We start from the raw sequence: 12,124 nt of genomic DNA on the forward strand, positions 1-12,124 counted from the left end.
TAATGAAACATTTAAATCAGTTTATTAATGGTCAATGGTTAGCAGGTGAAGGGACCGTATTTGAGTCTATAGACCCAGCTAAAAACCTTAGTGTGTGGCAAGGCAAAGCGGCGCTTTCTTCACAAGTTGATAATGCGGTAGCTGCCGCACGTGAAGCACAGTTTGCTTGGTACATGAGTGGTGTTGAATCTCGCCTTGCAGTGATCAAACAGTTTGCCCACTTGCTGGAGCAAAATAAAGAGCAACTCGCGTTAACCATTGCCCAAGAAACCGGCAAACCTTTGTGGGAAACCCGCACCGAAATAGCTGCCATGATCGGTAAAATTGCTATTTCAGAAAAAGCCTATTTTGAGCGTACTGGGGAGTCATCTTCAGAGTTGCCTATCGCGACCGCGGTATTACGTCATAAACCGCATGGTGTAGTGGCTGTATTTGGCCCTTATAATTTCCCCGGCCACCTGCCTAATGGGCATATTGTTCCGGCCTTAATTGCCGGCAATACTGTGGTACTTAAACCATCTGAATTGACTCCTTTTATCTCCGAGCGAGTGGTTAAATTGTGGCAGCAAGCAGGTTTGCCTGAAGGGGTGCTTAACTTAGTCCAAGGTGAAGTTGATACAGGCAAGGCCTTAGCCTCGCACGCTGGCATTGACGGCTTGTTCTTTACTGGTAGCTCAAATACCGGTCACGTATTGCATAAACAGTTTGCCAGTCAGCCAGATAAGATCTTGGCCTTAGAAATGGGCGGCAATAATCCTCTTGTGGTTGATAAAGTGGAAGACATCGATGCTGCGGTGCATGACATTGTGCAATCCGCCTTTATTTCGGCAGGCCAGCGTTGTACCTGTGCTCGCCGCTTGTTTTTACCTAATAACGAACAAGGCGAGCAAATTCTTAGCCGCTTAGTGGAAGTCACTAAAGCCATAGAAGTGGGCGAATACGACGCTGAACAGCAGCCATTTATTGGTGCCATGATTAGTGCTAAAGCAGCAGCTGGTATGGTGGCTGCACAGCAACAATTATTGGACTTAGGGGCTAAGTCTTTAGTTGAACTTAGCCAAGCGGATCTAAGCAAAGGCTTTGTTAGCCCAGGAATTGTAGATGTCACGGCAGTGGCAGTACTACCAGATGAAGAATACTTTGGGCCTTTGTTACAAGTTATTCGTTACGCTGATTGGGATGAAGCGATAGCCCAAGCCAACAATACTCGTTATGGCCTCTCGGCTGGTTTACTTAGCGTGGACGAGGACAAGTGGGAAAACTTCCGCCACCGTATTCGTGCAGGCATTGTGAACTGGAACCGTTCAATTACTGGCGCTTCAAGTGCTGCGCCGTTTGGCGGAATTGGCGCATCAGGCAATCACCGCGCGAGTGCTAAATATGCGGCCGATTACTGTGCTTATCCTGTTGCATCTATGGAAGGTAAAGCCAGCGTATTACCAGCAAGCTTAAGCCCTGGCCTGCACTTCTAAGGAGTGAGTTATGACTGTAGATTTGTTTTTTGAGCGCTTGTGGGAGCAATACTTGGCGGTTACACCTAGTGCTGACTCTATTCATCAGCTACTCGGTAAAGGTGCTGAGGTAGTGAATGATCACATTGCAGTGCGTACCTTTAATTTACCTAATACCGGTGTTGATGCCTTTGCTAAGCATTTAATCGCTATGGGTTATCGAAAGGGTGGGGAATATCATTTTGCCAATAAACACTTGGATGCAGCACATTTTGAACACGATGACCCCACTGTTCCAAAGGTATTTATTAGTGAGCTGCAGGTAGAAAGTTTGTCGCCAGAGTCTGAAGCGATTGTTCAAGGCTTGGCTGCACAGGTAAATAACGACTTATACCAGCGACCAGAGGTATTTTTTTCCGGGCGACCTTGGCAGCTTAGTTATGCCGAATACCAAACACTGCTTAACGAAAGTGAATATGCGGCTTGGTTAGCGGCCTATGGTTATCGAGCCAATCATTTTACTATTTCGGTGAATCAACTCGCGGGTATGGATGATTTACAGCAAGTGAATCAGCAATTAAAAGAGGCTGGCTTTAGCTTAAATACTGCAGGGGGAGAGATAAAAGGGTCGCCAGAGGTGTTGCTAGAGCAGTCTGCCACCTTGGCCGATCAAGCTGAAGTGGTATTTAGCGACAGTAAGCACAGTATTCCTAGCTGCTTTTACGAGTTTGCCTTGCGTTACCCTAAGCCTAACGGAGAGCTTTACTCGGGCTTTGTCGAAGCCTCAGCTGATAAAATATTTAGCAGTACCGATAGCGCACAGTAAAAACAAAAAAAGCCGCATTTAGCGGCTTTTTTATTAGCGTGTTAGCTTACTAGCGCGTGCCGTAAACCACTATAGTTTTACCGTGTGCGGTAATTAACTCTTGCTCTTCTAACATCTTAAGAATACGACCTACCGTTTCGCGTGAACAACCAACAATTTGGCCGATCTCTTGGCGGGTAATCTTAATTTGCATGCCGTCTGGATGCGTCATCGCGTCAGGCTGCTTAGCTAGGTTTAATAAGGTCTGTGCAATTCGACCAGTAACGTCCAAGAATGCTAAGTCACCTACTTTTTGGCTGGTGATTTGCAAACGGTTCGCCATTTGGCCTGAAAGGCGCATTAAGATCTCAGGGTTAACTTGGATTAGCTGACGGAATTTCTTGTAAGAAATCTCCGCTACCTCACAAGGACTTTTAGCCCGGATCCAAGCAGTACGAATTGGATTTTCAGTGTCTTCGAAAAGACCCAATTCACCCATGAAGTCACCTTGATTCAAGTAAGACAAGATCATTTCCTTGCCTTCTTCATCTTTAATCAATACTGCGACTGAACCTTTTACAATGTAGTAAAGCGTTTCAGCTTTTTCGCCAGCATGAATCAAAGTACTTTTTGATGGGTACTTATGAATGTGACAGTGAGAAAGAAACCACTCCATCACCGGATCAGCTTGAGGTTTGCCAATTACCATATTAAAGAAATCCTCTGTCTTTATAATTATTTGCTAGCTTTATAACTAACAAATTGTATTTATTGTTGTAGTCGTCCATTCCGCCTCTAGCATAAAAGGCTTCGGGCTTTGCTGCAAGGCATTTATACGCCTTTAGTATGAGGCAAACACTAGCCTTGAACCTTGACCTAGATTAAGCTGGCTGACGAAATATTCCCTAGGAGAATCTAACATGAAAGCGACCGTTACGTGGTCTAAAGAACTACAATTTATTGGAGAAAGTAGCTCAGGTCACCAAATTTTGATGGACGGTGACAATGCACAGGCTGCTGCAAGCCCAATGGAGTACGTATTAATGGCCGCTGGTGGCTGTAGTTCAGTAGATATTATCTCAATTTTGGGCAAAGCGAGACAGCAAGTCACTGATTGTAAAGTTAATCTAGATTCTGAGCGGGCTGAGGGAACCCCCCGAGTATTTACCAAGATTCACTTAGAGTTTGTGGTAAAAGGGCATGATTTAAGTGAAAAACACGTAGCGCGCGCTGTGCAACTAAGCATGGAAAAGTACTGTTCAGTGTCATTAATGTTGAGTAAAAGCTGTGATATAAGCCACAGCTATCGTATTGAAAGCGCTTAACTTAGCGAATTTTTCCTGTCTCTAATAGTTGTTGAATCATTGGTGACAGGATCAGCTCCATGGCAAAACCCATTTTACCGCCTGGTACCACAATGGTGTTTTGCCGAGACATATAAGCGCCATCAATCATTTGCAGCAAGAACGGAAAGTCGACGTTTTTCAGCCCTCTAAAGCGAATGACCAACATGCTTTCGTCTAATGTCGGAATGCTTTTCGCGCTGAAGGGGTTAGAGGTGTCAACTGTAGGCACACGTTGAAAGTTGATATGTGTGCGCGAAAACTGCGGGGTAATGTAATTAATGTAGTCGTCCATTGAACGTACTATTGATTCTTGCACTGCTTCACGTGAATGGCCCCGTTCAGTGGTATCGCGTACTAGTTTTTGAATCCACTCTAAGTTAACAATGGGGACCATGCCGATAAGTAGGTCGACTTTAGAGGCGACATTTTTTTCGTCATAAACCACACCGCCATGCAAACCTTCATAAAATAATACGTCGGTTTCTTCAGGTAAGTCTTGCCAAGGAGTAAAAGTACCCGGCATTTGGTTATATGGTACTGCTTCGTCAAAAGTATGCAGGTAGCGGCGGTATTGACCGGTGCCATTCTCACCATATTGTTTGAAGAATTCGTACAATAAATTGAAGTCGTTGGCTTCGGGGCCAAAATAGCTAATGTGTTTGCCGTGTTCGCGCGCTTTGCGGATCGCTACGTCCATTTCTGGGCGAGTGTAGCGATGGAAACTGTCACCCTCTATAAACGCCGCGTTTAGTTTGTGCTGTCTAAACAGGTGGGCGAATACTTCGCTGGTGGTGGATGTTCCTGCGCCTGAAGAACCGGTAACGGCAATAACGGGATGCTTAGCTGACATAGTGGCCTTATCTGTTGGTGATGATTATAAACATGGTTTACCCATCATCCTGCTGCCCTTCCATGGCAGAGGCATCAAACTGCTCTTTGGCAATTAAGTTTACTGTTTCGTGAAGCTCTGAGTATACGATTAAAACCGAACCATTAATAACTTGTTGTTTAATTTGTTCAAGTTTCTCGCTTAAGCTCAGCTCTTGCTCGCCGTAGTCAGTCCCTTCGCGTAATACATAACTCTCTAATAATGCATCGAAGGTATTAGGATCTAGTTGCTGCCAAGGAATAATCATTTATCTGTTTGCTCTAATTGCTGCTTAAACCAATGCGGAATACTCGATTCCAACCAAAATTTGGGGCGCAGCAGGCTACCACCAACAAAACCTACGTGTCCACCTGTGTCACTTAAACGATACTCCACTGCCTTGCTTAGCTGACTGGTATTAGGAATCACTCGTTGATCCATAAATGGGTCATCGGCAGCGTGAATTAACAAGGTAGGGTGTTGAATGTCTTTTAATAACGGTAGGCCGCTACAACGCTGATAGTAATCTGCTGCGCCTTTAAAGCCATGGGCCTTAGCTGTGTAATGTTCATCAAACTCCACAAAGTTGCGCCATTGTTGAACTTGTTGAGGTTTTAAGGGGGCTTGATGAGTTTGGGCGATTTTTTTTACCAGATTGTCTTTCATGCGAGACAGCAAGTGATGCTGGTAAATTTTGGAAAAACCTTGCTGCAAGCGTTCTGAACACGCGGCTAAATGCAGTGGTGGAGAAACAATAACCGCCGCTTTAACAGGGGAGCTAGGTGTTTTTGCTAAGTAGTTAACGAGCATATTGCCCCCTAGCGAATAACCTAAAGCTAATAAAGGCGCATTAGGAAACTGCTGCTGCAAATGCGCAATGCATGCGGTGGCATCGCCTATTTCGCCACTGTGATATCCCCGCCATAGTTTATTGGCTTTACCGCTGCAGCCACGAAAGTGCATCACAACCGCGCGCCAGCCTTGTTGTTGGCAAGCTTGCAGAATACCCTTGGCATAAGGAGAATTTACACTGCCTTCTAAACCATGAAATACCACTACAATAGGTTGTTCAGGAGTTGCAGCTTGAGCGCTATCTATCCAGGCTAAATCTACAAAGTCGCCGTCGCTTAGCTCGAGCTTTTGCCAATCGAGTGAGATTTTTTTTCGCCTCAATAAAAAGGTGGGCAGTAGCGTTTGTAGATGATTGTTGCTGGCCCACCATGGCGCTTTAAATTGACTTGGGTTAATGCTTTTTCTCCACAATATAGCTAGCTACAAACTATGTGCTTAGTCATAAAATTGTTCAAGCTTTGTCATTTTTATTTACAAGTTACCGTTGGTAACATAATCTAGGTTTACGTAAGACAAACTATTATTGGTGGCGTCCATGAATCAGCAGCAACTCAATCAAGATTTATCTCGTATGCAAGCAGCGTTTAAACAACAAACGTATCCAACGTTGCAGCAGCGCAAATACCATTTAGACCAGCTGCTGGTACTTATATTGGAAAACCAAAGTGCCATTATAAACGCTATTAGCGAGGATTTTGGCCATCGAAGCTCTCACGAAACTCAGCTGATTGAAATATTCCCTTCTATTGAAGGGATCCGTTATGCACTTAAGCACTTAAAAAAATGGCTTAAGCCGCAACGGCGTGGCGTTAGTATTTGGCATTTTGGGGCTAGTAATAGCGTAGTTGCGCAGCCGCTAGGGGTTATTGGGGTTATCGTGCCCTGGAATTATCCTTTGTACCTAGCCATTGGTCCCTTAACCGATGCATTGGCGGCGGGCAATAAAGCAATGATTAAAATGTCAGAGCTAAGCCCGCACCTTACTAAGCTGCTGATAGATCTAATGCCTCAATATCTAGCTGATGACGTAGTGAGTATTTACGCTGATGATGGCGACTTAGGCTCGTTGTTTTCAGGATTGGCCTTTGACCACCTAGTCTTTACCGGTTCTACCAATACTGGCCGTAAAGTGATGCAGGCCGCTGCTGCGAACCTTACCCCAGTAACGCTAGAGTTAGGTGGTAAGTCTCCGGTGATTATTGCTAAGGATTACCCAATAAAGTTAGCGGCTGAACGCATTATGATGGGTAAACTATTTAACGCAGGGCAAACCTGTGTGGCTCCCGATTACATATTGCTGCCTAAATCTCAGCGCCAAGCCTTTATCGATGCCTGCTTGGCTTACTGCAAAAAGCACTATAGAGATTTATCTGATGAATCTATTTCAAGTATTATCTCCAGTGATTTTCTGGCCCGCTTACACGAAATACTTGAAGATGCAGAGCAACAGGGAGCCAATACTACTCCGCTTATTTCAGGCGAAAGTAGTGGCAAAATAGCACCCACTTTAATCTTTGATGCTCCAGCTACCACCACCTTGATGCAGCAAGAGATATTTGGGCCATTATTACCTGTGGTTGAATACGAAGAATTTGCAGAGGCAATTGCTTATGTTAATCAGCATGAACACCCTTTAGCGCTGTATGTATTTAGTAAGCAACAGCAGCTACAACAGCAAGTGATACAACAAACTCAAGCGGGTGGGGTATGTATTAACGAGGTATTGCTGCATGTAGCGCAGCATGAATTGCCATTTGGTGGAGTAGGGGCAAGTGGTATGGGCCATTATCACGGCTATGATGGATTTGTGCAGTTCTCAAAAATGCTGCCTATTTTCAAGCAAGGGCAGTTTGCGGCGATTAGCCTAATGCAGCCACCTTATAACAAGTTTACTGATCTCTTGATCAAACTGATGACGCGTGGATAATTAGCGTAATTGAAACCAGTTGAGTCGCCATTGTGAGCTGTCAGTTTTGCCAAAAAGCGTGGTTTGTAGAAAAGTTAGGACGTTGCCAGCAATGTATGTTGCTGGCGAATCTTGGTTGGCTGGTTATGTTGCTTTTAAGTGTAATGTATAGCGGTAAGGTCGCGGTTTATCAGCTGAGCTTATGGTTAGCTTTTGCAGCCTTTGCTTTGCTAAGTTTGGCTCATTGGCTGATGTTTTGTTATTACCGCTGGTTTACCTCAGAGCCACCTTAGAATTAACTAACTTGTTAAGCTATTTAGCTGTGGCTCAACAACCTGCTTCGCTTGTTCTACTAAGTCATATTGTGGATCCAGCCAATGAATCACATTGCCACGGCGTTCCATTTTCCTAAACCAGGTGTCTTGGCGCTTAGCAAATTGATGAATCTGTGAGTTCAGCTTTTGGAACATATCGTTGTATGTGAGTTGTTCTTGTAAGTGCTGGGCAACTAAGCGGTATTCTAAACCGTAAAACTCCAGCTTTTGATAACTTACACCCTCTAAATGCAAGCGCTGTACTTCTTCAATCAAGCCTTCTTCTAAGCGTTGTTTTAGTCGCAGCGTGATGCGCTCGCGTAATACCGAGCGATCCCAGCGGATCCCGATATATAACGGCGTAATAGTTGGGTGTACCGCTACATCTTGCTCGCTGACTTGAATATCGGCTTCAGCAATCTCTATCGCTCGCACTAAACGTGGCCGCACCGTTAAGTCGGTGCTGTTATGTTGCTCTGGTTTTAAGGCGAGTAAACGTTGCTGTAGCGTTTCCAAGCTAAGCGTGGCCAGTTCGTCTCTAAGCGCTTTGTTTACCGGCGCTTCGTTCAATTGATAGTTTTGAGTCACAGCGTCAATATACAGACCCGTCCCTCCCACCATAATGGGTAACTTTTTAGCCTGTTTTATTTGTGTGTAAGCAGCAAAAAAATCACGCTGAAAATGAAACACACTATATTCAGTATCGGGTTCAACGATATCGATTAGGTGATAGGGGATCTCCTGATACTCGGCAAGATCTTTCCCTGAGCCAATATCTAAACCACGATATACCTGCCGTGAATCCGCTGATAGCACTTCGCCATTATAGTGGCGAGCTAACTCCACACCTAAGTGAGTTTTACCTGAGGCAGTAGGGCCGAGTACTACGATTAGATTGGCTGAGTGAGTTTGCATAGTGTTTTTCATAGCGGATTTTGCGGGGAATGGTAACAAGAAAAAACAAAAACGGCATGTGCAACGCAGCATGCCGTTCTAAATAAGCCTGAGATCCTTGGCGAAAAACGCGTTTGTTTTAGTTTTCCCAGAAGTGCTTACGAGACTCTTGGTAGCGATCAGCTTCGCTTAAACCAATATCACGTAATAAGTACGCAGGTAATTGGGCTAATTGACGTCGTGTTTTTTGGCGTAACAGCCAAACATTACAAAGTTGGTAAACCTCTACAGCGTGCTGTAAGAAAGACGTATTTTTGTTGTTGCCGATAGTATTTGTGTTAGTGCTCATAATCTAGGACCTCATCTCAGTTGATGGGGCCATCTTAGGCTTGCTCTGCGGCTTTCTCAAACAAAATAAACTGCATCATTTGCATTAGAAAAACTAATTTAACTTTCTTTTCTGTGAAGCTTTATTTTTAGTGAAAAAACAGGCGAATAGTTATTCACTAAAATGAATTTAGAGTACAAATTCTAGCGAGGGATAATTAACTATTGTTTAGATTTTGAACCAAGTTTCTAGATTTATAGCCTGTTTGTTAAGGAGAGTTACAGGGGGGAGGACTTGATCGCGATTTGACTTTTTATTCTACGCCATTCTAAGTGCTCTAATAATTTCCTTGCCCTTTTATCTGTATGGCTTTGTTGGACATTGTTAAAGTCGGGCTGTTTTATGTTTTAGATCAATTTTCAGGTACTAGATAGGCTTAACAAGCTCGTCCTTACTGGTGATCTTCAGGTTAAATTCTGTGCTTTTTTGTTAATGCGTTGTTGGTAGTTTGATCTTATTCAAGTAAGTGCTGATTATTGGGATTTTTCAGCTATTCACTAACTGTGATGTTAACCTTATTAGGCTTAGTTATATTTATTAAAGGACTCGCAGTGTTGTTTTAGATTGAAACTAGCAATTGCTTATCAATATCGAAGTTGTTACCGAGCGCTTCACTGTGCAATTTATAGCGTTAAACAAAGTGTCGATGCGCAGCTGTACATTTTACGTTCAACTTTTGTTAAGGCAATGTTAGAGTAATTACGCAACACAGATAATTACAATAAATAACAATATAAATATAAGGACATTAGGATGGACGTAAGTTCTTTTAATCCCCCGCGCCGTACCTTAATGGGTCCAGGCCCTTCAGATATTTCTCCTCAAGTATTACAAGCGCAAAGCCGACCAATTATTGGTCATTTAGATCCCTTGTTTGTGAATATGATGGATGAGATTAAAGCCTTACTGCAATATGCATTTCAAACGACTAATCAGCATACGTTCGCTGTATCAGCACCAGGCTCTGCGGGCATGGAAACGTGCTTTGTTAATCTACTTGAACCAGGCGATAAGGTAATTGTATGTATTAACGGTGTATTTGGTCAGCGCATGCTAGAGAATGCGGAGCGCTGTGGTGCGGTGCCTATCGTCGTTGAAGACAATTGGGGAGAACCAGTTTCTCTTATTAAAGTCGCTAAAGCATTAGAGCAACACCCAGATACCAAAGTGTTGGCGTTTGTACATGCAGAAACATCCACCGGCGTCGCATCAGACGCACAAGCCTTATGTGCCTTAGCCAAGAAAAATGGCAGCTTAACTATTGTAGATGCTGTGACTTCATTGGGTGGCATTCCTCTTAAAGTAGATGAATGGGGCATTGATGCCATTTATTCTGGCAGTCAAAAGTGTTTGTCCTGTGTACCGGGGTTGTCTCCAGTTAGTTTTAGTCAGGCTGCAGTAGATAAACTTAAGCAACGAAAAACCAAAGTTCAAAGCTGGTTTTTAGATCAAACCTTAGTCATGGGTTATTGGTCAGGAGAGCAAAAACGCTCGTATCATCATACTGCTCCAGTAACAGCTTTATATGCCCTACACGAATCCTTACTAATGTTATATAAAGAAGGATTAGAAGCGTCTTGGCAACGTCATGCTCAGCAACATACTGTACTTGCTGAAGGCTTAGCTAAACTAGGTTTAGATTTAATGGTGGATGAGAGTTGCCGCTTGCCTCAGCTAAATCTGGTGGCCATTCCTGAAGGGGTAGACGAGCAAGCAATTCGATCTCGGTTGCTTAGTGATTATAATTTAGAAATTGGTGCCGGCTTGGGTAAGTTTGCAGGTAAAGCTTGGCGTATTGGTTTGATGGGCTACGCAGCTCGCCAAGAGAATGTTAGTTTGTGTTTAGCGGCATTGTCTGAGGTAATGGCTAAAGACTAGTTATTTCGTTCTATACTGATAAACAAGCCCGCTATTGCGGGTTTGTTGTTTACCGCCTTCCTATATTAAGGAGCTTTTAGGTGTATATCGACTTTGCCGACTTGTTAAGTAACCAAGTTTATCATTGCATGACTCAAACCATTGTACCTCGTCCTATTGCTTGGGTACTTAGCGATAATGGCCAGCCCACTTCTTATAATCTCGCTCCTTTTTCTTATTTCACTGCAATTAGCTCAGATCCACCATTGATCATGCTATCGGTGGGTAAGAAGCCCGACGGCAGTGATAAAGACACCAAGGTCAATATTCAGAACGGTAAATACTGTGTAGTGCATATCGCCAGTGCAGAACAAGCCAAGCAAGTAACGGAATCAGCAAAAACCTTGCCTTATGGTGAATCTGAGATTGTTCAACAGCAACTAGAACTTGCTTCTTTCGAAGGGTTTGCATTACCACGTTTAGCTGATGCACCTATTGCCATGGCGTGTGAACTGTTTGAGATGCAGTCTATCGGGAATACGCCGCAGTCGATGATCATCCTTAAAGTATTACACCTATATATAGAAGAACAATTTGCCACAATGAATGAAGGCCGTATGGATCTAGATACCAACGCGCTAAATCCTTTAGGTCGTTTAGGTGGTGGAGAGTACTGGGCAAACGGTCAAAGCTTTACTATCCAGCGGCCCAAATAGTGATGAAGTTTGAATTAGCTAATAACGTCGTGCTTAGTTACCAGCTTCTGGCTTTGTTCATTGCTGGAATGTGGCTGGTGGGTTGCAGTAGTCAGTCATCTACTAGCGGTGGGGTGAACCAGCAAGCTAATTCAATAAGCGGCGAGCAAACTCAGTTCTTGGCTCTACATAAGCAGTGGCAAGGTACGCCCTACAAATTAGGGGGATCGAACAAAGCAGGGATTGATTGTTCCGCTTTTGTGCAACACCTATATAGTAGTATCTACCAAAAGCAGCTTCCTCGAACCACTCAAGCCCAAATGCAGCAGGGTAAAACCGTTAACTTAGCTAAAGCGCGTACCGGTGATTTGGTGTTCTTTAAAACCAGCCATAAAGTGAGACACGTTGGTGTCATTTATGACCAACAGCACTTTCTTCATGCATCTACTTCTAAAGGCGTGATCTTTTCCCGACTCGATAATGTTTATTGGTCACCAAAGATCATCACGATAAAACGGCTCTAATTGTAGATAAAACCAACTAAAATCACTGCATCTGACTACTATCTGAACACTTGACTCGATTTCTGTGATTTTCTTCAAAAAACGCTTGCACCAAAATCGCGGATCCCTATAATGCGACTCCACTGACACGGCAAGCGGCGCTGCAAAGCGATGTAGAAACGATGTCAGGGTTGGTAAGGCCTGAGGCTTTATTAACGGCGCAAAAACTTCTTCTTAATTAATAT

At 43.7% G+C, this 12,124-nt stretch carries 14 protein-coding genes; 8 read left to right on the forward strand and 6 right to left on the reverse strand.

Annotated elements, in window-relative coordinates:
- Positions 1-2: 2 nt before the first annotated feature.
- Positions 3-1,472: a succinylglutamate-semialdehyde dehydrogenase gene (astD, locus tag FFR00_RS13295; RefSeq protein ID WP_137673888.1), complete on the forward strand. Its 1,470-nt coding sequence runs from the start codon at positions 3-5 to the stop codon at positions 1,470-1,472.
- A 10-nt stretch (positions 1,473-1,482) separates the two neighbouring features.
- Positions 1,483-2,277 (forward strand): DUF1338 domain-containing protein, encoded by a 795-nt coding sequence (locus FFR00_RS13300; RefSeq protein WP_137673889.1) that lies wholly within the window; start codon positions 1,483-1,485, stop codon positions 2,275-2,277.
- Between the two features lie 49 nt (positions 2,278-2,326).
- On the opposite strand, the gene crp is transcribed toward FFR00_RS13300, so the two are convergent.
- Positions 2,327-2,965, reverse strand: a complete 639-nt coding sequence (gene crp, locus FFR00_RS13305) for a cAMP-activated global transcriptional regulator CRP (RefSeq protein ID WP_016403770.1) — start codon at positions 2,963-2,965, stop codon at positions 2,327-2,329.
- Between the two features lie 211 nt (positions 2,966-3,176).
- Between crp and FFR00_RS13310 the strand changes: the two genes are divergently transcribed.
- Complete coding sequence (locus FFR00_RS13310) at positions 3,177-3,581, forward strand: OsmC family protein (protein ID WP_137673890.1); 405 nt, start codon at positions 3,177-3,179, stop codon at positions 3,579-3,581.
- 1 nt (position 3,582) lies between these two features.
- Here FFR00_RS13310 and FFR00_RS13315 read toward each other — a convergent pair whose 3' ends face one another.
- The 3 genes from FFR00_RS13315 to FFR00_RS13325 are packed head-to-tail and all read right to left on the reverse strand — an operon-like array spanning position 3,583 to position 5,733.
- Entirely contained in the window at positions 3,583-4,452 is an 870-nt protein-coding gene (locus tag FFR00_RS13315) for a phosphoribulokinase (RefSeq protein ID WP_137673891.1), read from the reverse strand.
- A gap of 37 nt (positions 4,453-4,489) precedes the next feature.
- Positions 4,490-4,738: a YheU family protein gene (locus FFR00_RS13320; RefSeq protein WP_137673892.1), complete on the reverse strand. Its 249-nt coding sequence runs from the start codon at positions 4,736-4,738 to the stop codon at positions 4,490-4,492.
- On the reverse strand, positions 4,735-5,733 hold the full coding sequence (locus FFR00_RS13325) for a hydrolase (RefSeq protein WP_235836224.1): 999 nt from the start codon (positions 5,731-5,733) through the stop codon (positions 4,735-4,737). The genes FFR00_RS13320 and FFR00_RS13325 overlap by 4 nt, the downstream gene beginning before the upstream one ends.
- A 124-nt stretch (positions 5,734-5,857) precedes the next feature.
- On the opposite strand from FFR00_RS13325, the gene FFR00_RS13330 reads away from it, so the two are divergent.
- Together FFR00_RS13330 and FFR00_RS13335 are read left to right on the forward strand one after the other, a co-directional pair.
- Entirely contained in the window at positions 5,858-7,249 is a 1,392-nt protein-coding gene (locus FFR00_RS13330; protein ID WP_137673893.1) for a coniferyl aldehyde dehydrogenase, read from the forward strand.
- A 32-nt stretch (positions 7,250-7,281) separates the two neighbouring features.
- A complete protein-coding gene (locus FFR00_RS13335) occupies positions 7,282-7,521 on the forward strand; it encodes a DUF3624 family protein (protein ID WP_161985167.1) in 240 nt (79 codons plus the stop codon).
- 6 nt (positions 7,522-7,527) lie between these two features.
- Here the strand turns inward: FFR00_RS13335 and miaA are convergent, their stop codons facing one another.
- Positions 7,528-8,457, reverse strand: a complete 930-nt coding sequence (gene miaA, locus FFR00_RS13340; RefSeq protein ID WP_137673895.1) for a tRNA (adenosine(37)-N6)-dimethylallyltransferase MiaA — start codon at positions 8,455-8,457, stop codon at positions 7,528-7,530.
- A 118-nt stretch (positions 8,458-8,575) separates the two neighbouring features.
- A complete protein-coding gene (locus FFR00_RS13345; RefSeq protein WP_137673896.1) occupies positions 8,576-8,785 on the reverse strand; it encodes a DUF1127 domain-containing protein in 210 nt (69 codons plus the stop codon).
- Between the two features lie 792 nt (positions 8,786-9,577).
- Between FFR00_RS13345 and FFR00_RS13350 the strand changes: the two genes are divergently transcribed.
- The 3 genes from FFR00_RS13350 (at position 9,578) to FFR00_RS13360 (ending at position 11,900) form a co-directional block, all read left to right on the forward strand.
- Positions 9,578-10,702 (forward strand): alanine--glyoxylate aminotransferase family protein, encoded by a 1,125-nt coding sequence (locus FFR00_RS13350; protein WP_137673897.1) that lies wholly within the window; start codon positions 9,578-9,580, stop codon positions 10,700-10,702.
- Between the two features lie 80 nt (positions 10,703-10,782).
- A complete protein-coding gene (locus FFR00_RS13355) occupies positions 10,783-11,397 on the forward strand; it encodes a flavin reductase family protein (RefSeq protein ID WP_137673898.1) in 615 nt (204 codons plus the stop codon).
- A gap of 2 nt (positions 11,398-11,399) precedes the next feature.
- On the forward strand, positions 11,400-11,900 hold the full coding sequence (locus tag FFR00_RS13360; protein ID WP_137673910.1) for a C40 family peptidase: 501 nt from the start codon (positions 11,400-11,402) through the stop codon (positions 11,898-11,900).
- Positions 11,901-12,124 lie beyond the last annotated feature (224 nt).

The sequence above is a fragment of the Agarivorans sp. Toyoura001 genome (assembly GCF_005405585.1).
GTDB lineage: Bacteria > Pseudomonadota > Gammaproteobacteria > Enterobacterales > Celerinatantimonadaceae > Agarivorans.